Source organism: Paenibacillus lentus (genome assembly GCF_042714055.1).
Taxonomy (GTDB): Bacteria; Bacillota; Bacilli; order Paenibacillales; family Paenibacillaceae; genus Fontibacillus; species Fontibacillus lentus_A.
Genome location: NZ_JBHGVC010000002.1, coordinates 593,940 through 618,621 on the forward strand (window position 1 = coordinate 593,940; position 24,682 = coordinate 618,621).

The following is a 24,682-nucleotide window of genomic DNA, read 5'->3' on the forward strand; positions in this document are numbered from 1 at the left end:
AAGAATTGGGAGGATGTATTCCGTTTGGATTTTCTGAATCAATTGTTTCGCGGTGCTACATGTCTATGGGGAGGGGGAACATAATGCCTTTATTTATAGAAGAGCTCTCATTAAATGCATGGCCGGCTTTAAAAACGATGGTGCATCAAGGCTGGCTGTTGCGTTTTGCCGAAGGATATACTAAAAGATCGAATTCGATTCAGGCTATTTACGCCCAAGCGAATGAAAACATGGAGCGGCAGATTGCTTTTTGCGATGAAATTTATGCAGCGGCCGGCTTAAAGACGATTTTCAAAATAACCCCGTTTGTACCCGAAGCTCTGGATCAGAGATTGGAGCAACGCGGTTATACGCTTGTCGAACCGTCCAGTGTAAAAATTTTGGACAACATTCGGAGTGTCAAAGAGCCGCATATGCAAGAGATTCTTATAGAACATGAGCCAAGTGAACGATGGCTGCGAACCATGGCGAGCATGAACCAGCTGACGGAGCATCAGATTGAAGTAACCAGGAGACTGCTAACGAGTTCTCCTCTCAAGCAGGGCTTCTTCACATTATTGCACGATACCAAACCGGTTGCCTGCGGTCTTGCCGTCATTGAGCAGGGTTATGTGGGGCTGTATGATATTGTTACCAGCGAGGCTTGCCGCAACCGTGGGTATGGCGAACAATTATTGCTTCACATTTTGAAATGGGCGAGAGAGAACGGGGCTGTGAAAAGCTATATTCTCGTGTTACAGAGCAACGCCTCGGCGAATCGCTTATATGAAAAATTGAACTACCAGCTATTATATACATATTGGTATAGATGCCGATCGGAAGAGGGGAATTGATCATGATCCGTGCCTTGCGATTAACGAATTCGTTTCGTCTGCTCTTGATATCGCTTCTTTTCTTCATAATAACAGGCTGTGGATTCAGTGGGCCTGTCCCGCAGCAGTCGACGACGATAGGCAATCCTACGGCGAGTGATATCCTTGCATCTGATCCTAGTGCTAACATAATAGTGTATCAGGACATTGTGTATCAAGCTGGTATTCAATGGGTTGATGAACTAGAGCTGACGAAAGGAGAACTAGTGCTGGAAATATTGAAATATAGCCGGGTAGGAAACGAATTTGCGAATGGAACTGCCAGCGGTCTTCCCGTCGGGACGAAAATATATCGTGTCAAGGAGCGTGGCGATATCGTCATTGCCGAGACGGATCAAGGGGATATTAGATTTTATGCCCTGGTCGAGGGGTGACATGAAGCGTAGATCCGAGGACATCTAGAAGCGGTTGCATTTTACCGAGGAAAATCACGGGACTATTTACAACCGTGAAACAACTTGGTAAGATGTTCTCGTTTAGTTTAATTGTCAACCTAATTGAGTCACCTTGGGTTAACAATTGAATCGGAGTCCAGCGATAGTCTGGATACATATCAAGAAAGGACGAGAAAAGGATGCATAACGTTATAGAAAAGATGGACTGGGAGCAGCTTGCGGATAAAGCACTGCGCGGGGAGCGGCTAACAATGGAAGAAGGGTTGAGGGTGCTTGGAGGAGACGATGAGCAAATATTGCCTATTATGCAGGCCGCCTATAAGGTTCGAAGCTATTATTACGGCAACAAAGTGAAGCTTAATATGATCATGAACGCCAAAAGCGGCCTCTGTCCCGAGGACTGCGGCTATTGCTCGCAATCGATCGTTTCAAGCGCTCCTGTTCCAAAATACTCTTTCCTGGATAAAGAGTCGCTGCTGGCGGGTGCACGCGAAGCGATGGCTCGTCAGGCCGGCACATATTGCATCGTAGCTTCTGGAAGAGGGCCTACTTCCCGAGAGCTTGATCAGGTCATTGAGGCGGTAACAGAAATTCGCCGTACGATGCCCCTTAAAATTTGTGCATGTCTTGGGCTGCTCCGGGATGAACAAGCGGAACGCCTTGCGGCGGCAGGTGTCCATCGCTATAACCATAACCTGAATACGAGCCAAGCCAATTACGATTCTATTACAACAACTCATACCTATGAGCAGCGGGCTGACACGGTCGAGAAAGCGAAATCCTCCGGGATGTCGCCTTGCTCGGGCGTCATTATTGGAATGGGGGAGAGTGCTGCTGAAATCGTGGAAATGGCTTATGCACTGCGGGAGCTTGATGCCGATTCGATCCCCGTCAATTTCCTGATCCCCATACCGGGAACCCCGCTGGAATCCTCCGCAAGGATTACGCCGATGCAAGCGCTGAAGGTACTGGCTTTATTCCGTTTCATTTGTCCGGGTAAGGAAATCCGCGTATCAGGAGGGCGGGAATCCAGTTTGAGACACTTGCAGCCGCTATCCCTCTATGCAGCGAACTCTTGGTTTGTCGGCGATTATTTGACTACCGGAGGCCAAGAGGTGAATGAGGATCACCAAATGATCGAAGATCTTGGCTTTGAAATCGAGAAGTGCGCCATCTGATCGAATATTCAGAAATATATGGCCTAGTTAGAAGTTCCATAATTTGTTATATGACATGCCTTTCGCCTATAATAGAACGTGGAATCACTAATCAATTGAATTCTGTTTCGGATAGGAAGGAGAGATGAGTAGAATGAGCTTAAACAATCAAGTGGCTATCATCACTGGTGCAGGGAAAGGGATCGGTAAAGCCATAGCTAAGGCGCTTGCTAACGAGGGTGCTCATTTAGGATTAATTGCTCGTACGATTTCGGATCTTGAGGCGCTGCAATCGGAGCTTAAGGAGCAGTATAATATTAAGGTGGCGATCGCTTCCGCGGATATTTCCGAACAGGCAGCGGCGGAGAAAGCGGTAAATACTCTTGCGGCAGAGCTTGGCGGTGTGGATATTCTGATCAATAACGCGGGCATTGCCCAATTCGGCAAGCTGGTCGAGATGGATCCGAGGGATTGGGAGCGAATCATTCAGGTTAATCTTATGGGAACCTATTATATGACTCGTGCCGTACTTCCTACGATGATTGCTCAAAATCGAGGCAATATTATCAATATAGCTTCTACAGCCGGGGAAAGAGGCTTTGCAACCGGATCGGCATACAATGCCTCCAAATTTGCCGTCATGGGTTTGACCGAGGCAGTGATGCAGGAGGTTCGGAAGAATAACATCCGCGTTGTCGCTTTGACTCCAAGTACGGTGAATACAGAGCTTGCCGTAAACACGGGGCTTAAAATCGGTGACGAGGATCGGATGATGCAGCCGGAGGACGTGGCGGAGCTGGCACTCGCGACATTGAAGCTGCCGCAGCGCGTGTTTGTGAAAACCGCTGGCATTTGGACTACAAATCCGCAATAATTCAACGGGGAATTTTGAAAAATGAGAAGCCCTGACCACAGTAGTGGCAGGGCTTCTTTGGTTAGCATTTCAGCTCTCTCAAAGTCTATTGCTGCGCTTCATACAGCACCTGGGCGAGCACGATTTCCTCGAGCGCCGTCATAAAATCATCTGCGTCATTCAAAAATTCCGTATTCGCAAACTCCAGCCCTAGCTCCCGCGCTTTGAGCAGTCCGTCGACTCTGCAGTCCTGCAAAGTCTCGATGTTCTCCGTCATCGAGAGCAAATCACAAATCACGATGGCGGCTGCACCTTCCCGGGCTGTGGTCTCCATCATGTCAAGTACATCGGGCCCGAGCCATTTTTGTGGAGCGGGGCCGCCGCTGCGATAGGCTAGCTTCCAACTGTAGCAGCCAGCCTTGCGGGAGACTGCCTGCGCCAGTTCAGTAAAGGCCGCGATGTAATCCCGGTGAGGCGCGGGAAGGCCAGGCTTGCTATGCGCGGTAAAAATGACGACCGTCCGTTCCCGGTTCGCTGCGGAAATCCAGCGGAGCGCTTCGACCAGCCGGGTACTCAGCGCTTCAACAAAGCGATCGTGAAGATGCCAAGCGGGAATATGCGTGATGGCTAAATTCGCATTTCGCTGATCGCGAGCCTGCTCGGCAGCTCGCTGATAGCTCCCGGTTCCCGTCTTGGAGTAGAGGGGGGACAACGGCAAGGTATACAAATGCGTCACTTTATCCCTTAAGATCCGTTCCATGACCTCATCAACGAAAGGGCTCGTATGCTTGTGAGCTGTATAGACAGGAATCGTTTCTCCGAGGCGCAGCGTAAGCCGTCTCTCCAGCGCTCTGGCTTGACGGGTCGTCGTAGAGCCCAGTGGATCTGGCTTCGCCAGATTGCGGTAGCGGTTGACGGCATCTTCCATGACGTCGGGGGCAGGAATTCGGCCATGATATAAATGATGATAGAACGAGCTTATGTCATCGATTGATGCCAAGTGGCAGTAAGACATTAGCAGTATGGCTCTCATACATCTCTCTCCTTATCGTTGCTTTGGAATACTCAGAAGGCATTCGGGTGGAACAATCGAGCGAGCTCGCTGACGGTATCGGCATTGTATCGGTTCGGGTACAGCATTTGTTTAACTGTCAACGTATGTACCTGATCATTCTGTACCGCTGTGAGCGCTGACCAGCCGGCAGCCTCCGTTAGCTCTTGTAAATCAGCATCGTCTCCTTGCTTCCATTGAAGCAGAATAATATATTCGGGATCTGCCTTGATGATCGTCTCCATGGTGGCCTTCGTCGCTCGGGTCAGGGATAGCGCATCCGCTAAATGGTTCCCTCCAGCCTGTTTGACGATCTCGTAGGATATGTTGGATGAACCGATTAGAAAGGGGCCTGTCCCCGGGCCGACTGGAGAAATCACAAGGACCGTTGGCTGGGATTTACCGGCAACAGCTTGACGAACTGATTCTAATTTATGGTTTATTTCATGAATAATTTGCTCCGCCGAATTTTCTTCATCAAGCGCTTGACCCAGGATGCGGTAGTTCGCTTCCATCTTCGCGAACGTATCCCATACATCGAGGCTAATTAAAGGGATTCCAGCCTGCTCCAGCATTTGCGAAGCCTCTTTCTCCTTCTCATGCCCTTTGGTCATAATAAGCAAATCTGAATTATATGACATAATCTTCTCGGGATCAAGGGATGTCGCTCCGGCGATTTGAACGATGTCTCCGCTCACCTTACCTGCATTGAAAGCCAAATCTGAATCTGCGGCACTGCGGGTTAATACAGCGACTCTCGCAGGATCCGCCAGCTCTAGAACCGCCTCTGCCGCATCCAGCGATAGGGCAGCAATCCTCACAGGCCTATTAGGAATAGTTACGTCAGTGCCGTCCATGGGCAGCGTAAGGGGATAGCTCGTTTGCTCATCCGATAGCTGTGTCTTCCTTAGATCAGCTGCAATTGTTCCGCTATCAGCTGCATTGGCAGCCGGTGTTTGTTCAGTTAATCCTGAAGGCAAATTCTCCTTGCTGCAGCCGGATATGATGCCTAGCGCGGTAATCGCGGTAATGATCATTGATGCGCCGCAAACCTGCTTTAACCTAGTAAGCTTCATGTTACTTCATGACCTCCATGTAAAGTTATAGTTGCTGTGTAAGCAAACCCGCATGAGAATGCACAGCTTTGCCGATTGCGGTTACCGACAAGCTGCCTAACCAGGGATCCCGCTGGAGCTCGACATGCACCTTGTAAGCGTCAAATATCGCTGGTTGGGTAAGCACTTGCTCTGGTGTGCCGATGCCCAGAATTCGGCCTTGATGCAGCAGTATGAGTTTATCGCAGTATCGCGCTGCCAAATTGAGATCATGAAGGGCGGCCACGGCGGTCAGCCCATCATGGGTTAGACGCTGGACAAGCTCCAGCGTGTGCAATTGATGCCGTATATCCAGTGCGGAGATCGGCTCGTCAAGCAGCAGCAGCCGCGGGGTTTGGGCTAGCGCTTTGGCGATGAACGTCATCTGCCGCTGACCGCCGGACAGGCTGGTTACCGTGCGGTCGGCCAAATGGGCGATCTCCGTTCTGGACATAGCTCGCTCTGCAGCGAGTAGATCCTCGCGAGATGCTTCCTTGAAACGGGACATATAAGGATGTCTCCCCATCATGACAATATCCCGTACCGAAAAGTCGAAATCCACCACGGTATCCTGGGGCACAAAACTAACTAGACGAGCAATGTCCCTCCGCTTATAGCTTTCCAAAAGCCTTCCGGCGATGCTGATTTGCCCTTCAGCGCGGGGAATCCATCCCGACATCGTGCGCAGCAGGGTTGATTTTCCGCTTCCATTCGGTCCGATTAATCCGATAAATTGTCCTTTACCGATTTGAAAGGATAAATTCCGTAGAATCGATTGCCCCTGAATATTGACGCTGACTCCGCGATAATCAAGCATGTTCATTTTAGAGCACCTCCACGCCGGGATGACATCACTAGAACGATGAATAAAGGAGCGCCGACAAGCGCGCATACGACACCTACCTGAAGAGTGACGGGCTGAAGAATCATCCGCGAAGCAAGATCGGCCCAGATGAGGAAAATTGCACCCCCGAGCGCGCTGGCAGGAAGCAGGAATCGGTGATCCGGGCCGGTAGCCAGACGAACGGCATGCGGAACAACGAGGCCCACGAAGCCGATGATGCCGCTTATAGCTACGGCTGAGCCCGTCATGAGGGAGATCAGAATTAGCAGCAATGGGCGCATCCTGTTCACGTTGATTCCAGCATGGGTCGCCTGCTCATCACCGAGCAGCATGGCGTTAAGATCGCGTCCGAATGCAAAAAGAACGAGACACCCCGCTAAAATAGGCAAAGCTATCAGTTGGACATGATGCCATGTCCGTGCTTCCAAGCCACCCTGCAGCCAGAACACTATGCTCCTCAGCTCTTGCTCGCTGTTGGAGCTCGCCACTAGCATATTGATCACCGCGGACAGCAGGGCGTTGATTCCAATGCCGAGGAGCAGCAATGTGGCGATGGATTTATGACGATTCCGCTGCCAAACAGCCAGGATGATCATGACGGCTATAACTGCACCTAGAAAGGCCGATAAAGGGAGAGTCCAGGGACCGAACTGACTCCAGCCAAAATATAACGCGCACACCGCACCTAAAGCGGCTCCGCTGGAAACCCCTACATAACCCGGTTCGACGAGCGGATTGCGAAACAATCCCTGCATTGCGCCGCCGGAAACCCCAAGCGCTGCCCCTACCAATGCTCCTGCCAGCACTCGCGGCAAACGCATTTCAGCTATGATCAGCAGCTCTCTATCCGTATAAGAGGTGAATGAGGGAAGGCCGATGGATGACAGCAGCACAGCTATCGTCCTTCGAAATGGAATGCCGATCGGTCCGATCGCACAAGCTGCAACCATAGTCAGCCCAAGCGTAATTGCCAGCAGGAGAAGTGTAGCCGTTTGCCATTTTATTTGTTTCCTGCGGGTTGCGAAATGAGTCTGAATACGATTCGCCTCCTCTTACAATTTAGAGAGTATTATAATACCGGAAAAAATATTTGTACAGACCAATTTTATTTCCCTAGGGCAAAATAATGAAAGTCATAGCTTCTGCTTTGGCCTTAAACATTGAATATATGGGATTTTCATATGTACAATATTTATTTCTTTTAAATGAATTAAACAATAATCATCGGGGGAATTGGAATTTATTTCTTGACAAAAAGAAGGGAAAGAAAATATTTTAAATGTAACTATATTTGTTTACATAGGTAAACATTTTTGAAAACATTCATCGATAGCTTCATATTTTGCCTGGCTATAGAAGAGGGAGGAACATGTAAAGGAGGGTAACCATGAAGAGAAAGTTGGAGACGAAGGCCAAGCTTGCGGGAGCGGCTATATTCGTCTTGGCTTTACTGATATCCGCGGATCGTTCAGAATAAGGAAAGGTAGAATGGCCTTATCGATTTGCATCTTTAGAATAGACTTGCGGCAAATGATAATGAATGGGGGAACATATGATGAGTGTTCAATTAAAGGAATGGATCGTCGAAGCAAGCATTGAGATGATGCAGCGGGCAATGGAGGAGCAAAAAATCACTTCCGTGGAATTGGTTGCCGAATATTTAGAGCGAATTCAGCGCTATGATCGGCGATTAAGGTCAGTCATTGAGGTGAACCCAGAAGCCTTGGATATAGCAAAAGCGTTGGATCGGGAGCGTAAGGAGCAGGGGAGTCGGAGCAGGCTGCACGGTATCCCCATTTTGCTGAAGGATAATATCGGCACGCATGATCAAACCCATACGAGTGCGGGATCGATAGCATTGGCTCAATCGATCCCGGTGGAGGATTCCGCCGTTGCTTCTCAATTGCGTTCTGCCGGTGCTGTTCTTCTCGGCAAGACCAACATGACGGAGTGGGCGAACTTTATGTCGAGCACGATGTGGGCAGGCTACAGCTCGCGAGGCGGGCAAACGTTAAATCCTTATGGCCCAGGGGAGCTGTTCGTCGGAGGCTCGAGCTCTGGCTCGGCAGCAGCAGTCGCTGCCAACCTTGCTGCCGCAGCGATCGGAACGGAAACGACCGGCTCAATTATTAGTCCGGCCAGCCAAAATTGCCTTGTCGGAATCAAGCCGACGGTAGGCTTGATCAGCCGGTTTGGCATTATCCCGCTAACCGATACGCAGGATACGCCGGGACCGATGGCACGAACGGTTGCTGATGCCGCTCTTATTCTAGGTGCTCTGACCGGGAAAGATGCGAGGGATGCTGCCACCTTGTCAGAAAATCGCCTGGCTTTTTCGGATTATACGCCCTTTCTTGATCGTACCTTCCTGGCAAGAGCTCGTATCGGCATTCCCCGTTACTATTACCGTCATCTGGACGAAGCGAGATTGGCGATTGTCGAACAAGCTATTCAAATACTTGAATCCGAGGGAGCAACGATTATCGACCCGGTGGAGCTTCCCTGCCAGGGCCAGGAATGGGATGCGAATGTGCTGCAATTTGAATTCAAGAAATATTTGAATGACTATTTAAGAACACTCCCGGAAACCGTGACAGTGCGCTCCCTAGAGGATGTGATCGAATTTAACGAACGGCATGCGGAAGCTGCGTTAAAATACGGACAGGATGTATTGCTTTGGTCTAACCGGACGAGCGGCACCTTGTCAGAGCAGGCGTATTTAGACAGTAAACGGAGAAATTTCGAATTGGCGGGTAGACAAGGGATCGATGCCGCCCTGGAGCAGTATCATTTAGATGCCTTGCTTATCCTTGGGGATGATGATGTAAACGATCTTGCTGCTCGGGCAGGGTATCCTTCAGTTACCGTTCCGGCCGGCTTTGTCTCGAATGGAATAATATTGCCGGAAGGTTATTCGACGAAAGGCCCGCACGGTGTAACCTTTGTCGGTACCGCCTTTAGCGAGCCTACGCTGATCCGGTTGGCCTATGGCTATGAACAAGCGACGCTGCACCGCTTACCCCCGGAGCTGGACGAAATGATCGGTTGACACATACCCTACTGGGGTATATCATAGAGTACATACCATGCTGTTCGGGGAAGAGAGCTATAAGTCGGCATGGCTCATAGAAATGAGGTGTTGCTCGATGGAATCAGCGAAGAATACAATTTCTTTGCAGATCACGGGGATGACTTGTTCTGCCTGCGCTAGCCGGATCGAGAAAGGTCTTGGCAGGCTTGAAGGTGTTCAAGAGGCGAATGTAAATTTCGCATTGGAACGGGCTACAGTAACGTATGAGCCGCAAAACGATGAACAATATTCGCCAAAATTTATTTTGGGCACTCGGTTACAATTCATTAGGCATTCCGATAGCTGCACTTGGGCTATTAGCCCCATGGATTGCCGGAGCAGCATGGCTCTGAGCTCCGTTTCTGTCGTATTGATTGCTCTGAGACTGCAGCGGATGAAGATATAACAGCTAAATTCATTAAAATTGCAACTTTAATTAGGAAGATAGCGGGATTTTTTCGTTGTCTTCCTATTTAATTTGTCGAAAAGCATGAATAATAGTGTGAATTAAGTCCCTTGTATAAAGTAAGTAACTACTTGTAAAATTGTGACATGAGGATATAGGCATACATTGCTTAGTCCCGAAGGAGGTTGTGATGCGACGACTCAAGCTGACTTTAGCGGAGCTGTGTTCTTGGGAAATTCATCATTTGGCTTGGTTGTCTGTTGAGCCATACACGCAGGAGATTCGCGGCAAAGATGCACAAAGTAAGGGGACATTGTTCGAGCAGTTGAACAACGGACAAAAGGCTATATTCATGTTCTATGTATTTCACAATCATGTGGAGTCTCCGGCACAGTATTATTGGTTCGCATCCTATTACGTGGGAGAATTGCAAATATGGCCTGCACTCCTGCAAGGAATGGAATATTTGCGGGATGAACAGATGCTTGTCGTCTATAAGCAGCTGGAGGACATTGTAGAGAGACGTAACCGCCTGGAAAACGGGGAGTGGCGGGAGGCTCTTGCGGCCGATTTGGATCATGATGCTGTACTACGGTATGAGATTGACGAATCTTTCTCTCTGTATAATCTCCATGCTCCTGGAACGATCCAACGGATGAATGGATATGTCCAGGATCATCTTGAAGAATTTATTGAAGTCATATAATCGCTGCTGAATTACATACATATACTGAGGTGATAAATGATGCATAGAAGAACTACAGGAATGCTCCTGATTATGATCGCTGCATTGCTATACGGCATTCGATATTTGGCTGCAGCGATTTATGGATCCAACTCATCTATCTGGAACGCAGATCACTTCAACGATATGCTGAGCTATATCGGAAATGGCCCTATCATTCTTAGTACAATCGCATTAATTCTAGGGATTACATATTTGCTTGTCGCCGAATTGGAAGGCACGAGTATGCGGAAGCAGATCGAACAAATAAAGAGCAATTGGAATGAATTTGATTTATATGAAACAGGGGGAACGAGTGGAAGAAGCAAGGAAAAAGGCAGATAAGCTGCGGCAATCCAAAACGGAAAGCAAGGCGTCCCATCGGCATAGAGGTGAGGATAGTACTCATCAGGATTAAATGTAGGATAGGAACGGCTCGGGCCATGAGGCTCAAGCCGTTTTGCGTTGTAATACGGCTATCGATGCGGAAATTCATAGAGATAACATAGGAAAATTTCTATACTTAACTCTAGCCGTGTCTGGCCTGATTCAATATACCTATCTTAAGCCAAAAAGCAGACGAGCTCTTGAGCAGGGAAGGCGAGTTTTACAAGCTGAAAAATATGTGAGTGAGTGCCCTTGTCCGATTGGTGGATAAGGGCTGGTTCAGTTTCTTAAAGAAATCTTCCTTCTGTTTTCGGAAAATAGTATACCTTAACGAGGATGCAAGCATGTGAAAAGAGGATGAAAGGTTAGTTATGGATTTCATAGGGTTGCACTCCGCTTGCGAAGAAAAAACTTGTTGACTTCTGTCTCATTACGGGGTATATTTTGTGTGTAACCGGTTACCTATGAGATGGAGTGAAAAAGATGATCTCAATCAAAGATGTTGCCAAGCATGCAGGCGTATCCGTAGCGACTGTATCCAGAGTTTTGAACAATAGCGGATACGTGGGCCAGGATACAAGAATCAAGGTAGAAAAGGCGATTAAAGAGCTGAATTACAAGCCGAATGAGGTAGCAAGAAGTCTGTTCAAGAAGCAGTCCAGCACCATCGGTTTGATCGTTCCCGATATTATGAACCCCTTCTTTCCCGAGCTTGCAAGAGCTGTCGAGGATACAGCAATCCAGTTGGGATACAATGTTATTCTTTGCAATTCAGATGGAGATGAGAAAAAGGAACAAAACTACCTGGACATACTGCAGCAGCAATATGTAAACGGTATTATTGTTTCTTCCAATACTTTGACTGCGGCCCAGATCGAACAGCTTAATATTCCGGTCGTTAGTATCGACCGAGTGATTAGCAAAGGACTGCCGACGATTGTTGTAGAGAATAAGAAGGGAGCCATGATGGCTACGCGCTTTTTGCAGAGTAAAGGCCGCAGCAGGATTGGGCACATTAAAGGAAACAGCAGCGTCATCAATGCGGAGGAGCGCTGCGAAGGCTATAAGGAAATCGTTGGCCAGGAGCCTTGGTTTAACGAGACATACATCGCGGATGGCAAATATGACATGCAGTCATCCATTCAAGCGACGCTTGAGCTGCTGCAGAGACACCCTGAGATGGACGGGATTTTTGCGGCGAATGACATTATGGCGATTGGTGCCATTAAAGCTGCCTATCAGCTTGGAAAAAAGGTGCCCGAGGATATAGCCATTATCGGTTTTGACGGCATCAGTTTATCTAAAGCAACGACGCCAGAGCTCACTACGGTAGAGCAGCCCATCTATGAAATGGGAGAGAAGGCGACCAAGTTGCTGGTCAGCTTAATGGAGCAGCAGCAGACGGTAGATCAGAAGAGTTATCAAATATTAGACGTTAAGCTGATAGAGAGAGAATCGACTTAAAAGGAGAGACAGGAATGGAGCGGAAACCTAAAATAACTGTTGTTGGCAGCATCAACATGGACTTAGTCACCATTACAACTCAAATGCCCCAAATCGGCGAGACGCTCCTAGGCAAGCAGTTTCAAATGAATCCCGGCGGAAAAGGAGCCAATCAAGCGGTAGCCGCAGCCCGTCTTGGAGCAGATGTTCGTTTGATTGGCTGCGTCGGCAATGACCGCTTTGGTCAAGACATCATACAGCACCTCAGCAATGAAGGTGTTGATATATCCAATGTGGAACCGGTTACAGATCATACGGCAACGGCTACGATCACCGTCTACAACCAGGACAATAGCATTATTGTCGTACCGGCGGCCAACCATCACGTGACTGCGGCCTTTGTAGAGTCCAAGCGAGAAGTTATCGCGGATAGTGATATTCTTCTTGTTCAATTGGAAATACTATTGGAAGGTGTGCAAAAAGCGGTAGAGATTGCGAAAGAGAACGGAGTCACCGTCATTCTTAACCCGGCTCCGATTCAGGAGCTGCCTGCAGAAATCATACGGCAGGTGGATTACCTTACCCCTAACGAGCATGAGCAAATGGTATTGAAGCAGCAGCTTCATGACCAGGATCTTAGCGGGAAGCTCATCGTTACGAAGGGAAGCCAGGGAGTTTCAATAATAGAAGAAGGTCAGGAGCTGAATGTTCCTGCCTATAAAATCAACGTCGTGGATACGACCGGAGCAGGAGATTCCTTTAATGGCGGATTGGCCGTTGCTTTAAGTCAAGGCATGTCACTTAGCGATGCGTGCCGCTACGGCAATGCCGTAGCTGCTTTATCGACTACGAAGCTCGGAGCGCAAACCGGAATGCCGACGGAAGAAGAAGTAGCACAATTTATTCAAGGAGGACGAATCAAATGACTAAAAGACCAATTATTATCGACACAGATCCTGGAATTGATGATGCCGTTGCCTTAGCTATCGCCCTATACAGCGAGGAATTGGATGTACGCTTAATTACGACCGTAGCAGGTAATGTGGGACTGGATAAGGTCACGCTAAACGCCTTGAAATTGCTGAAATTTTTTAAGAAGGATATCCCGGTAGCGTTAGGCGCTGACAGACCGTTAATCAAGGAACCGATCGATGCAAGCAATGTACACGGTTCTACGGGAATGGACGGATATGACTTTGAGGAACCGACGGAAGAACTGCTATTGAAGGAAAATGCAGTAAATGCCATGTATCGGGTCATTATGGAGAGTGAACAGCCTATGACCTTAGTTCTAATCGGGCCCTTAACGAATGCCGCGCTTCTGTTGAAAATGTACCCGGAAGTCAAGGAGCAAATTGCCGAGGTTGTTCTCATGGGCGGCTCAACGGCTCGCGGCAATGCCGGAGTCATGGCTGAGTTCAACATCTATGCCGACCCGGAAGCTGCAAAAATTTTATTCCAGAGCCAGCTGCCTGTCGTTATGGTTGGGCTTGACGTTGGATTGAAGGCGCTTGTTTACCCTGAGGATAGTGAGCAGTTGAAGGACATGAACGAGACCGGAAGAATGATCTATTCCCTGTTCCAAAAATATAGAGGCGGCAGCATGAAGACAGGATTGAAAATGTACGACAGCTCCGCTATGGCTTATCTTCTTCAGCCTGAAATGTTCACCGTGGTCGATACCTTCGTGGATATCGAACTGAACGGATCCTTGACGGCTGGCTGTACGGTTGTCGATTTGAAAGGTTATTTGGGCCAAGACAACAATGCCAAAGTATGCGTCGATATCGATCCGCAAATGTTCAAAAAGTGGTTCATGGAAAGCTTAAGCAAGTGCAACTAAGCAGCAACTAATTCTATAACTGAATCGCTACTGATCTATATCTGATCTGCACCAACCCTGCATTCAATATGCACCCAATTTGCAACTTAGGGAGGAACACCATTTATGGGGTCGAATTTAGTCATGTATGGCTCAGCGATTATCGCTGTACTTATTGTTATCTACATGTTAATCAAAAAAATGGACATCAAAATCACTCTCTTTCTCATGGGGATCATTCTGATTCTGGTTAGTACGGCTATGGGCAATGAGATCGCTGTCAAGGATTTTGCGTCGACGGGCTCGGTTTGGCTGGATCCGCTTCAAGTGATAATTACGCAGTTTAAGCAGACCTTTACGGCGGCCGGCTTTATCATCCTCCTGCTCGGAGGATACACGGCTTATATGTCCTCCATCGGAGCTAATGAAGTGACCGTCAACGCTTTAACAAAGCCGATTTCCAAAATTAAATCCGCCTATATTCTAGTTCCGATCGTATTTTTGCTGGGCAACTTATTGTCACTCGTAATTCCTAGTGCGTCTAATTTGGCCATTATTTTGCTCGCTACGTTGTTTCCGATTTTAAGAAAAGCGGGCATGTCGGCGCTCTCTGCCGCGGCAGTGATTGCTACGTCCGCGACCATCGTTCCTACACCGCTCGGCAGCGACAACGTCGCGATCGCCGAGGAATTGGCTAAGCATGCTCTCTTCGCTAATTTAACGGTAACGGACTATGTGTTCAGATATCATGCCATTGTCTCGATTCCAACCTTGCTCTTTATCGCTTTGGTTCATTATTACTGGCAGAAGAGAATGGACAAGAAAGCCAGCCATCTGCAAGGTGGAGCCGAGGAGAACCATGAAGCCAAGGAAGACATCGTCATTCAGGGCGGCAAGCTATTCAAAACAGTGTATGCGATCCTGCCGATTTTCCCGATTATTCTGCTGCTAGGTACCTACGCGCTTCAGATTTCGACGGGTTATGCGATAGAGATCAGCGTAGAGGTTGCGACCTTGGTTTCGTTCGTACTCGCTATCATCTGTGAGGTCATTCGCCATAAAGGCGACAGAAGCGTACTGGATAAAACGGAATCCTTCTTTAAAGGAATGGGTGGAGCGGTGCCGATCGTCGCCCTGCTGGTTGCAGCTTCCGTATTCGTTACAGGTTTGAAATCCATCGGATTGGTGGATGCGCTTCAGCAATCCATGCAAAATATTCAAGGCAACGGATTGGATTTCGTTCTGCCTCTCATCCTAGTAGCCATAACGGCGCTGATCGTTATTCTTAGCGGCAGCGGTACCGCCTTGATTTTTGCCATGGTGCCGCTGATGGTTCCATTAGCCGATGCGGCGGGCATCAGCCCGATTGCGATTTCGGTTCCTATGGGTCTTTCGGGCAACCTGTTCCGGGCAGTATCCCCGGTTGCGGCCGTGGTTCTGATCGTTGCCGGCACAGTAAAAACGGATCCGATCGCTATTGTAAAAAGAACCTCGGTTCCGATGATTGCAGGCGTTATCTTCATGTTTATCCTGTCCATGGTTGTTTTCCTTTAATTGGATAGGTACGAAGAAAAGAGGAACAGGCTTATGCTTGTGCCTCTTTTCTTTTATTTCAGCGGTACACCGCGCAAGATTCCAAAAAACAAATCACCCGCTGCAACCTTCCAGACAATGGAAACGTCCGAAGGAGCAAAGGGGGTTACAAATATGACAAAGAAATGGAAGTCCATATTTTGTATGGGGGTAATTTCAGTATCCTTAGTGCTGGGCGGCTGCGGAAGTGCAAGAGATAGCGCCGGGTCAGCCGATAGTAAAGCAGACGGCGGCTTTGCTGCCAGTTCGGAATCAGTAAGTATGAATGCGGATTCAAGCAGGACTGCATCATCCGAGCAAAGCATGCCGGCGGAGAGCGAGGAGGCCGCTCGCAGTGAGCAGCTGTCCACTCCAAAAGCTAGGGAGGAGATACAGCCCTCTGGAGCAGGCCAAGGCATTCAAGCGGTTGATGCTCCTGCCGGGTTGAATAAAAAGCTGATCTATCGGGCCAATGTCGTATTGGAAGTAAAGGATTACGGCGTGGCTCAGTCGGAGATAAGGAATCTCGTGGCTATATCGGGCGGCTATATTGTAGAGTTCACTGAAAATCAGTCGCAGCATGAGCAAGGGGGGACGATCATCCTAAAGGTGCCGTCTTCCGGCTTTTCATCATTTTTGGATCAGTTGGAAAAGCTAGAGCATGAATCCTTGCAGCGAAGCATGCAGGGACAGGACGTTTCAGAGGAATACGTCGATTTGGAGTCGCGGCTCAAAGTGAAGCAGGCGATGGAATCCAGATACCTGCAGTTTTTGAAGGAAGCAACGAAGAGCAGCCAGATGGTCGAGTTTGCCAATGAACTGGAACGCATACAGACGGAAATTGAGCAAATACGGGGACGGATGCGGTACATTGACCAGAATGTGGCTTATTCCACGGTAGAGATCAGACTGTACCAGCCTGAAACGAAGCAGGCCAACCTGTCGCCCAAAGGGACAGAACCGCTGGGACATCGAGCGTGGAATGCTTTGGATGGCAGTCTGAAAGCAATAGCAACGGTTTTCCAATGGCTCATCGTAATTTTGTCTGGAGCGCTGCCGATCCTGCTGCTCTTAGGCATCATTGCAGCTCCAATTTGGATTGCGCACCGCAGGCGTGTGCTTAAAGCAAGAGAATACCGCCTGCATCGCAAAAATACAGTCGACTTGCCTGGCGAAGCCGAGCAGACCGAAAAGGCTAATGGGCCGACCGGTCATGTGGATGACCGTGATGAGAAAGACTCGTAAGCATCGCTAAACTCAAAATAGGACACAAAATTCCATATAGAATATCACTTTACTGACGTTACGTAACAAGCTGAACATAGTAGAATACATGATATCAGCTATTGATAGGAGGATATGGAATGCCTATTTACTACGACGAAGGATCAGGTATTTTTCATTTGCAATCGTATCAAACCAGTTACGTCATTCAACTCGTGCGGGGCATGCCTGCACATGTATATTTTGGCCCTCAGCTTCGCCACGGAAGCAATTTGAACGATCTGCTGTACAGGGTGGAACGCTCCTCGTTCTGCCCCAACCCGTTTCCAGACGACAAGACGATTTCGCTGGATACTTTGCCGCAGGAGTACCCGCAGTATGGTACAAGCGATTTCAGAAACCCGGCCTACCAGGTCGAGCTATCTGATGGAACCCGCATTACCGAGCTGGCATATCAATCCCACCGGATCGTTGCCGGCAAACCAGCCTTAGAGGGGCTGCCAGCTACGTATGCCGAGCAGGAGAGCGAGGCGGAGACGTTAGAACTGGTACTGCATGACGCCAAGGCGGGACTTACCGTAACATTGAATTACACGGTATTCGAGCAGTTTAGCGCGATTGCAAGATCGGCCAAGCTGTCGAACGAGGCAGCTGCCCCCTTGCGGCTGGAGCGGGCACTAAGCACCTCGGTCGATCTTCCGGATGCCCGTTATGATGCATTGTACTTATCTGGAGCCTGGGCCAGAGAACGTCATATTCAGCGAAGAGCACTTGCACCAGGGGTTACGGGAATCAACAGCCGAAGAGGGGCCAGCTCGCACCAGTTCAATCCTTTCCTGGCGCTCCTGCGTCCCGAGGCAAACGAGCGTCAAGGCGAGGTGTACGGCTTCAGCTTGGTTTATAGCGGCAACTTCGTTGCGGAGGCCGAGGTGGATCAATATGGAACGACGCGCGTTTCGCTAGGCATCAATCCTTTTGATTTCTCCTGGAAGCTGGAACCGGGTCAATCCTTCCAGACGCCGGAGGCGGTTATGGTCTATTCGACCGAAGGACTCGGGGGCATGTCCCGTACGTTTCACCGACTGTACCGTACTAGACTATGCCGGGGTGTGCATCGGGATCAGGAACGTCCAATTCTCGTCAATAACTGGGAGGCCACGTATTTTGATTTCAATGCCGACAAGATCGAGTCTATTGCGAAGAAGGGCGGCGAGCTCGGCATTGAACTGTTCGTGCTGGATGACGGATGGTTTGGCAAGCGGGATTCCGATAACTGCTCGCTGGGCGATTGGATTGAGGATCGGCGCAAGCTGCCGGACGGCTTGAAGGATCTCGCGGAGCGGGTGAAGCAAACCGGCCTGCAGTTCGGCCTATGGTTCGAGCCAGAAATGATCTCTCCGGATAGCGATTTATACCGCAGCCATCCAGACTGGTGCCTGCATGTTCCGAATCATCGCAGAACCGAGGCGCGCAATCAGCTGATTCTCGACATGTCCAGGGCGGATGTCCGGGAGTATTTATATGAGCGGTTAAGCGATATTTTCGCAAATGTTCCGATTTCGTACATTAAATGGGACATGAACCGCAACATGACGGAGATCGGTTCTGCTCTTAGCTCTGCTGAACGGCAAGCGGAGACGGCACATCGTTATATGCTAGGCTTATATGAATTGCTGGAGCGCTTGACGAGCGAGTTCCCGCATATTCTGTTCGAGAGCTGCTCCGGGGGCGGAGGGCGCTTTGATCCAGGGATGCTTTATTATATGCCTCAAACCTGGACGAGCGACGACACCGACGGCGTGGAGCGCTTGAAAATCCAATACGGCACGAGTATCGTTTATCCAGTCTCCACGATGGGCGCCCATATATCGGCAGTGCCGAACCATCAGGTCGGCCGCACGACATCCCTGGAATTCCGCGGAGACGTCGCCATGTCCGGAAATTTCGGCTATGAACTCGATTTGACGACGTTTACTTCGGAAGAGGTGGAAATAGCCAAGGCTCAGATCGCAAGCTACAAGGAAATTCGCGGTCTAGTGCAGCAGGGAGACATGTATCGCCTGTTGAGTCCTTTTGAAGGCAACGAGACGTCATGGATGTTCGTTAGCGAGGATCGCAGGGAGGCGCTGCTGTGCTACTTCCATGTGCTCGCCGAGCCAAACGGGCCGCTAAAACGCGTAAAGCTGGAAGGCCTCGATCCGATGCTGGACTACCGGTTGGGAGACACGGATACTGTCTACGGCGGCGACAGGTTGATGGGAGCCGGGTTGCCAATCACTTCCATTCAGGGCGATTTCGAAAGCAGAGTCCTGCATTTAAGAGCCGTTACGAATTAAAAAATATTGAAATAAAAAGAAGCCATGGCCGGTATTGACCATGGCTTCTTCGTTTTTATTGGCTCCGACAAGCAATTAGCATGCAAAAACAGGCAACTAGAACTTGAAAATATGTATCGTTTTTTGCAGCTGGAATACGGCATTTTTCATGGCTTCCGTTTCTTCGGCCATCTTGTGAATAGATTGGATTTGCTCATTCATGGATGCCGATACTTGCTCCGTACCTGCTGCGGACTGCTGGGTAATGGCCGAAATATTTTGAATCGACTGAGAAATATGGTGAGCGCTTTCCAGCATACTCTCGCTTTCCTTGGAGAAGGCCGCGATTTGCTCAGAAATATAATGGACGCTCTGAACGATTTGCTGGAAGATTTGCTCGGCTTCCCGAATCATCAGATTTTGCTGCTGTACGACCTCTTCGTTAATTTTGATATTCTGTCCCGCCAGCTTCACGTCGTTCTCGATGCCGCGTACGAGATTGAATACTTCCTTTGTTGAAGCCGTGGATTCCTCTGCAAGCTTGCGAACCTCGTGAGCGACGACCGCAAACCCCGCGCCATGCTCCCCGGCTCTGGCTGCCTCAATCGAGGCGTTAAGGGACAGCAAGTTGGTTTGCTCCGCGATTTCAGATATCGTAGCCGTAATTCGGGTAATGCCTTTAGCATTAATGGAGAGCGCATTGATCGACTCCGCTACCTTTTGCGTGGCATCAATGTTGCGGCGCATGCCTTCCGCCTGCCTGGATACGGAATCCCGACCCTTCTCGACCAGCTCCAGCGTTTCAATGGAACGCTCATTCATTTCCCGGGTAGAGTCGGTATAATTGCTCACCTTTTCTTCGATCTGCCGGATCGAGTCGGTCATCCCGCCAACGTCCTCGGAAATTTCATTGGCTCCTATCGCGAGTTCATTGGAAGATTGGGCTACCTGGCCCATAACATGGATGAGCTCCTCGTTTCTATCCGAAATTGCCCGGCTGGAATCCATCACTTTGCGAGTAATGTCGGAAGTCTCCTGAAGAATTTTCGTGAGTCTGTCGATCATGCTGTTGAAAGAGCGGCTTAAGTTGTCCATGCTTCCAGATTCATGGATGCGGCTTGTGAAGTCTCCCTTGGCAATTTTAGCCGAAGCATTAGAGATGTCATCGAAAGATTCCGTAAGCGCTTTCTGAACGTACCGAGTAAGAGGGATGGTGAGCGCTCCCAGAACGACAACCAAGACGATCCCCGTCAATAAGTGGCCCTGTAAAATGAAAATAATCAGCGTCGGTATTCCGAATAGGGCGGCGATACAGTAACATGCTGCTGAAATTTTTCCGCCGAGGGGAAGTCTGTTGAACCATGACATAAGAATGATACCCTCCTTAAAGAAATAGGATGTTTAACCCATTATATCATCCGAAAGGACAAGCGGATATAACGATTTTCCGAGATACAGGTAAAATCGAGATAACTTGGATATTTAACCATCGCATCTGAATTTTTTCGGTGTCCAATACTAAAAAATACTTGAAAACGCTTAAGAGATGTTTTATGATCAAATTAGATAATAAATTATTATCAAGATAAGAATATTATTATCATTACATCAAAAATAGTGAGAGTAGGGGATACCATTGACTGCAAATCAGCGGCTGCTCGAATCTTATTTTCCGATAGCTTCTTTTATTGCGGCCATTGTCGGGCCGAAGTGTGAAGTGGTCGTTCATGATATCAGTGATCCTGAGCGCTCGATCATTTTCATTGAGAACGGGCATATCAGTGGCCGGAAGATTGGGGACAGCTCCACGGATCTTGTACTGAAAATATTGAAGGGGGAAGCCTATCGGGACCAGGAGTATATTGTCAATTACAAGGCTACGGGTCCTCTGGGGCAGAAATTCAGATCCTCCACTTATTTCATTAAAGATACTCAGGGGAAGCTCGTTGGCTTGATGTGTCTGAACATTGATATTACGCATGTGGAGGTTGCGGCAGAATGGATCAGCCATGTGCTGCAGGGAGGTTCGCTTACGCCTCCTGTACCTATGGAGTCAATACCTGAGGAGAAACTGCAGGAATCCGAATTTTTGCAAGGCAATGTGGATTATTTGCTTCAGCACATCATCGCGAATTCCCTCAGTAAAGTGAATTTGCCTATCGACCGTCTATCTTCGAATGAGAAGATTGAAATTGTGAAGGAATTGAATGAGCAGGGGGTGTTCCTTCTCAAGGGAGGCGTCTCCCAGGTCGCTAGTGCGCTTTCGATCTCTGAGCCTACAGTATATCGTTACCTGCAAAAACTGAGATAAATGATAGAGATGATGATGAAAGAAACCAAGGAGGGAGCATGATGAAATACAACTTTGATGAAGTCGTTTCACGCATAGGTACGAATAGCGCCAAGTGGGATGGCATGGTGGAATCAATGGGGAACGACATGATTTCTCTATCGGTTGCCGATATGGATCTTAAAGCCCCGCCAATCGTGGTGGAGAAGCTTGAAATGGCGGCAAGGCATGGAATCTACGGCTATACGGATACGTTTTCTTCCTATTTCAGTGCGGTTCAGGCATGGCTAGGCCGTTCCTATCACTGGCACGTACCTCAGGAATGGATCGTATTTTGCCCACGGATTATACAAGCCGTATCTCTGGTGATTCAGCAGTTCACGAATGAGGGCGATGCCATTCTTATTCACACACCTGTTTATCAGCCTGTTGCCAAAGCGGTTACGCTAAACAACCGTGTGCTCATCGAAAGCCCGCTGCAATTCCATCATGGACGTTATGAAATTGATTTCGAAGATATGGAGCAGCGCATGCAGCAGGGGGTAAAAATTGTACTGTTGATTTCTCCGCATAATCCGGTCGGACGCGTATGGACAAAAACGGAGCTGGAGCGAATCGGGGCCTTGTGCATCAAGTATGATGCGCTTATTGTTTCCGATGACATTCATGCCGATTTTATCCATGAAGGACATGAGCATACCGTTATTGCCAAGCTGTCAGAGGAGATTGCCCAGCGTTCCGTCATTTGTACTTCTCCAGGAAAGACGTTTAACCTGGCCAGTTTGGAAATTGCCAATATCATTATTCCGAATGAAACGATAAGAGAGCGGTTTAAGCAAGGGTTGCAGCAAGCGGGTATTCATAACCCGACCTTCTTTGCAGTGCCGGCTTTGGAATGGTCATACACCGCATGCGATGACTGGTTGGAAGAATTACGTGAATACCTAACTGGGAATATTGCTTATGCCAGTGCGTTTATCCATGAGCATATGCCGGAATTATCTGTGATTAAACCGGAAGGCACCTACCTGCTGTGGGTCGATTGCCGAGCCGTGGATACGGCGGAGAGCGGCTTAAAGCAGTGGATTGAACAAACGGCCAGGGTCAGCGCGAGCTTCGGCAGCTCCTTCGGAGCAGACGGCGAGGGCTTTATTCGTATAAATATAGCCGCGCCTCGCAGCGTGCTGAAGGAAGCGCTCGAACGTATAGCTGCAGCCTATCCTTTGAAAAAAACTTAATATCTTAATATTAGGAGGAAATACATCATGAGTAAGCAGAGCATAAACCCTAATGTGAAACAACCGACTCTATTTTTAGCCTTATTACCGATCATAACCATGGTTCTATTGCTTAGCTTGGGCTATGTCATGTTCGAATTGCCGCCAGAGCCGCTAATTATCGTATCTACAGTGGTTGCCGGCGTAATCGCCATCATGCTTGGTTATAGCTATAATGATATTTTGGATTCCATTGCCCAGAAGATCGCAAAGACGATGCCGGCGATTCTGATTTTGATCACGGTAGGCTTTATGATCGGAGCATGGATGGCTGGCGGAACGATTCCGATGATGATCTACTATGGCTTGAAAATTATTAACCCGCAATTTTTGTTAATTACAGCTTTCTTAGTCACCTCCGTGGTTTCGATTTGTACAGGAACCTCTTGGGGCTCTGCCGGAACGATCGGGGTAGCCTTTATGGGCGTAGGGGCCGGGATGGATGTCAACTTGGCGGCTGTGGCAGGTGCTGTAGTTGCCGGAGCTTATTTCGGCGATAAATTGTCTCCGCTTTCCGATACGACAAACATTGCTGCCTTATCTACAGGCGTTAATTTGTATGAGCATATCGGCCATTTGCTGTACACGACGCTGCCATCGTTCTTTGTCGCAAGCATTGTGTATGTCATTACCGGGCTGAACACGAATGCAGCGGGCGCAGTAGTGCCTGAGAAGGTTGCTACGATCATGTCGACCCTGGATACGATTTTTGATTGGAATTTGCTGCTGCTGGTTCCTGTAATTATCGTTTTGTATGGCTCAATCACAAAGAAGCCTACGATTCCAGTCATGCTGTTTTCTTCCTTTTTCGCGATGGCTAACGCGATGATCTTCCAAGGCTTCACGCTGCATGATGTCGTGACGTCAGTCATCAACGGCTTCGATGTTGCTATGGTGCATGTGAGCGGTTTCGATCCTGAAACTGTCATTGCGGATATTCCGCGTCTCCTAAACCGAGGCGGGATGAACTCCATGATGGGCACGCTGTTAATCTGTTTTAGTGCGATTACGTTTGCCGGAACGATTAGTTTGACGAGATCATTGGAGCTGATCGTGAACAAGCTGCTAAAATTCGTTCATAAAACAGGCTCGCTCATTGTTGCCACCATCATTACCGGTTTAACGATGATTGGAGTAACAAGCAATGGACAGGTATCCATTCTTATGCCTGGTGAAATGCTGAGGGAAGCCTATATTCGCCGCGGTTTGCATCCGAAAAACCTGGGGCGGACGATTGAGGACTCGGCGACGATCATCGAGCCGATCCTGCCATGGACAGCCGCAGGCGCTTATATGGCAGGAACATTGGGTGTCGCCACACTGGATTATTTGCCTTGGGCGGTGCTTTGCTGGACTGGCATTATCTTTGCCACCATTTTAGGCTTTACAGGTATCGGCATTGCCAAGCTTACGCCGGAGCAGCAGCAAGAGATGCTGAAGGAGTATGACGAAGAAAAATAAAAAAATAGGGAGAGAACACCAATGGAACAACAATTAGAGAAACAAGTAGTAGCAACGAAAGGTGCGCCAGGCGCGATTGGGCCATACTCGCAAGCGATTCGCTTCGGTAATTTATTGTTTACATCCGGGCAGCTTGGCATGGATGCTTTAGGCGCATTCCCGCCGACTGTGGAAGAACAGACGGAACGCTCGCTGCTCAATGTGAAGGCAATTTTGGAGGAAGCAGGGTATGCGATGGAGCATGTCGTGAAGACGACCGTATTTCTGAAAGATATGAATGATTTCGTCGCCGTTAACGAAGTATACGCGAAGTTCTTTGCCGAGCCTTATCCGGCTCGCAGTGCCGTTCAGGTGGCAAGGCTGCCCAAGGATGGCTTAGTTGAAATCGAAGTGGTCGCGGCGAGACCGTAATCTTCAGCATAGCA

General features: G+C 48.8%; 22 protein-coding genes and 2 pseudogenes. 19 read left to right on the plus strand and 5 right to left on the minus strand.

Annotation, left to right across the window (positions count from 1 at the left end):
* The first annotated feature begins 83 nt into the window (after positions 1-83).
* The 4 genes from ACE3MQ_RS06465 to ACE3MQ_RS06480 all read left to right on the plus strand — a co-directional run bounded on the left by ACE3MQ_RS06465 (position 84) and on the right by ACE3MQ_RS06480 (position 3,298).
* Entirely contained in the window at positions 84-833 is a 750-nt protein-coding gene (locus tag ACE3MQ_RS06465) for a GNAT family N-acetyltransferase (protein WP_379391772.1), read from the plus strand.
* A 2-nt stretch (positions 834-835) separates the two neighbouring features.
* Positions 836-1,246 carry a hypothetical protein gene (locus ACE3MQ_RS06470; protein WP_379391774.1) on the plus strand — a complete coding sequence of 137 codons (411 nt, stop codon included), beginning with the start codon at positions 836-838 and terminating at the stop codon, positions 1,244-1,246.
* Between the two features lie 200 nt (positions 1,247-1,446).
* Entirely contained in the window at positions 1,447-2,445 is a 999-nt protein-coding gene (bioB, locus tag ACE3MQ_RS06475; RefSeq protein WP_379391775.1) for a biotin synthase BioB, read from the plus strand.
* Positions 2,446-2,578: 133 nt separating this feature from the next.
* Positions 2,579-3,298 carry a 3-ketoacyl-ACP reductase gene (locus ACE3MQ_RS06480; protein WP_379391777.1) on the plus strand — a complete coding sequence of 240 codons (720 nt, stop codon included), beginning with the start codon at positions 2,579-2,581 and terminating at the stop codon, positions 3,296-3,298.
* A gap of 85 nt (positions 3,299-3,383) precedes the next feature.
* Here the strand turns inward: ACE3MQ_RS06480 and ACE3MQ_RS06485 are convergent, their stop codons facing one another.
* The 4 genes from ACE3MQ_RS06485 to ACE3MQ_RS06500 are packed head-to-tail and all read right to left on the minus strand — an operon-like array spanning position 3,384 to position 7,216.
* Positions 3,384-4,310 carry a ferrochelatase gene (locus tag ACE3MQ_RS06485; RefSeq protein WP_379391779.1) on the minus strand — a complete coding sequence of 309 codons (927 nt, stop codon included), beginning with the start codon at positions 4,308-4,310 and terminating at the stop codon, positions 3,384-3,386.
* A 32-nt stretch (positions 4,311-4,342) separates the two neighbouring features.
* Positions 4,343-5,404 carry an ABC transporter substrate-binding protein gene (locus ACE3MQ_RS06490; protein WP_379391781.1) on the minus strand — a complete coding sequence of 354 codons (1,062 nt, stop codon included), beginning with the start codon at positions 5,402-5,404 and terminating at the stop codon, positions 4,343-4,345.
* A 25-nt stretch (positions 5,405-5,429) separates the two neighbouring features.
* Positions 5,430-6,245 (minus strand): ABC transporter ATP-binding protein, encoded by an 816-nt coding sequence (locus ACE3MQ_RS06495; protein ID WP_379391783.1) that lies wholly within the window; start codon positions 6,243-6,245, stop codon positions 5,430-5,432.
* Positions 6,242-7,216, minus strand: coding sequence for a FecCD family ABC transporter permease (locus tag ACE3MQ_RS06500; RefSeq protein WP_379391785.1), 975 nt, complete (start codon positions 7,214-7,216; stop codon positions 6,242-6,244). The genes ACE3MQ_RS06495 and ACE3MQ_RS06500 overlap by 4 nt, the downstream gene beginning before the upstream one ends.
* Before the next feature lie 605 nt (positions 7,217-7,821).
* On the opposite strand from ACE3MQ_RS06500, the gene ACE3MQ_RS06505 reads away from it, so the two are divergent.
* The 11 genes and pseudogenes from ACE3MQ_RS06505 to ACE3MQ_RS06555 all read left to right on the plus strand — a co-directional run bounded on the left by ACE3MQ_RS06505 (position 7,822) and on the right by ACE3MQ_RS06555 (position 19,250).
* Positions 7,822-9,315 carry an amidase family protein gene (locus ACE3MQ_RS06505; RefSeq protein WP_379391787.1) on the plus strand — a complete coding sequence of 498 codons (1,494 nt, stop codon included), beginning with the start codon at positions 7,822-7,824 and terminating at the stop codon, positions 9,313-9,315.
* A gap of 139 nt (positions 9,316-9,454) precedes the next feature.
* Positions 9,455-9,508, plus strand: a pseudogene (locus ACE3MQ_RS06510) (hypothetical protein); the annotation flags it as partial.
* Between the two features lie 49 nt (positions 9,509-9,557).
* Positions 9,558-9,742, plus strand: a pseudogene (locus ACE3MQ_RS06515) (hypothetical protein); the annotation flags it as partial.
* Positions 9,743-9,932: 190 nt separating this feature from the next.
* Positions 9,933-10,448, plus strand: a complete 516-nt coding sequence (locus ACE3MQ_RS06520) for a hypothetical protein (RefSeq protein WP_379391788.1) — start codon at positions 9,933-9,935, stop codon at positions 10,446-10,448.
* Positions 10,449-10,487: 39 nt separating this feature from the next.
* The gene (locus tag ACE3MQ_RS06525; RefSeq protein WP_379391789.1) at positions 10,488-10,811 is read left to right on the plus strand and encodes a hypothetical protein; all 324 of its coding nucleotides are present in this window, start codon (positions 10,488-10,490) and stop codon (positions 10,809-10,811) included.
* Positions 10,812-11,336: 525 nt separating this feature from the next.
* Positions 11,337-12,317 carry a LacI family DNA-binding transcriptional regulator gene (locus tag ACE3MQ_RS06530; RefSeq protein WP_379391790.1) on the plus strand — a complete coding sequence of 327 codons (981 nt, stop codon included), beginning with the start codon at positions 11,337-11,339 and terminating at the stop codon, positions 12,315-12,317.
* A 14-nt stretch (positions 12,318-12,331) separates the two neighbouring features.
* A complete protein-coding gene (gene rbsK / locus ACE3MQ_RS06535; RefSeq protein ID WP_379391791.1) occupies positions 12,332-13,222 on the plus strand; it encodes a ribokinase in 891 nt (296 codons plus the stop codon).
* Positions 13,219-14,139 carry a ribonucleoside hydrolase RihC gene (gene rihC / locus ACE3MQ_RS06540; RefSeq protein WP_379391792.1) on the plus strand — a complete coding sequence of 307 codons (921 nt, stop codon included), beginning with the start codon at positions 13,219-13,221 and terminating at the stop codon, positions 14,137-14,139. The genes rbsK and rihC overlap by 4 nt, the downstream gene beginning before the upstream one ends.
* Positions 14,140-14,244: 105 nt before the next feature.
* Positions 14,245-15,672, plus strand: a complete 1,428-nt coding sequence (dcuC, locus tag ACE3MQ_RS06545) for a C4-dicarboxylate transporter DcuC (RefSeq protein ID WP_379391793.1) — start codon at positions 14,245-14,247, stop codon at positions 15,670-15,672.
* Between the two features lie 153 nt (positions 15,673-15,825).
* On the plus strand, positions 15,826-16,935 hold the full coding sequence (locus tag ACE3MQ_RS06550) for a DUF4349 domain-containing protein (RefSeq protein ID WP_379391794.1): 1,110 nt from the start codon (positions 15,826-15,828) through the stop codon (positions 16,933-16,935).
* Positions 16,936-17,054: 119 nt separating this feature from the next.
* Positions 17,055-19,250, plus strand: a complete 2,196-nt coding sequence (locus ACE3MQ_RS06555; protein ID WP_379391795.1) for an alpha-galactosidase — start codon at positions 17,055-17,057, stop codon at positions 19,248-19,250.
* A gap of 96 nt (positions 19,251-19,346) precedes the next feature.
* Here the strand turns inward: ACE3MQ_RS06555 and ACE3MQ_RS06560 are convergent, their stop codons facing one another.
* Complete coding sequence (locus ACE3MQ_RS06560; protein WP_379391796.1) at positions 19,347-20,597, minus strand: methyl-accepting chemotaxis protein; 1,251 nt, start codon at positions 20,595-20,597, stop codon at positions 19,347-19,349.
* Positions 20,598-20,865: 268 nt separating this feature from the next.
* Here ACE3MQ_RS06560 and ACE3MQ_RS06565 point away from each other — a divergent pair, with 268 nt between their 5' ends.
* The 4 genes from ACE3MQ_RS06565 to ACE3MQ_RS06580 are packed head-to-tail and all read left to right on the plus strand — an operon-like array spanning position 20,866 to position 24,668.
* Positions 20,866-21,540 (plus strand): helix-turn-helix transcriptional regulator, encoded by a 675-nt coding sequence (locus tag ACE3MQ_RS06565; protein WP_379391797.1) that lies wholly within the window; start codon positions 20,866-20,868, stop codon positions 21,538-21,540.
* Between the two features lie 38 nt (positions 21,541-21,578).
* Positions 21,579-22,757 (plus strand): MalY/PatB family protein, encoded by a 1,179-nt coding sequence (locus ACE3MQ_RS06570; RefSeq protein ID WP_379391798.1) that lies wholly within the window; start codon positions 21,579-21,581, stop codon positions 22,755-22,757.
* 27 nt (positions 22,758-22,784) lie between these two features.
* Positions 22,785-24,257: a Na+/H+ antiporter NhaC gene (gene nhaC, locus ACE3MQ_RS06575; RefSeq protein ID WP_379391799.1), complete on the plus strand. Its 1,473-nt coding sequence runs from the start codon at positions 22,785-22,787 to the stop codon at positions 24,255-24,257.
* Between the two features lie 21 nt (positions 24,258-24,278).
* Positions 24,279-24,668: a RidA family protein gene (locus ACE3MQ_RS06580; RefSeq protein WP_379391800.1), complete on the plus strand. Its 390-nt coding sequence runs from the start codon at positions 24,279-24,281 to the stop codon at positions 24,666-24,668.
* The last annotated feature ends 14 nt before the right edge of the window (positions 24,669-24,682 follow it).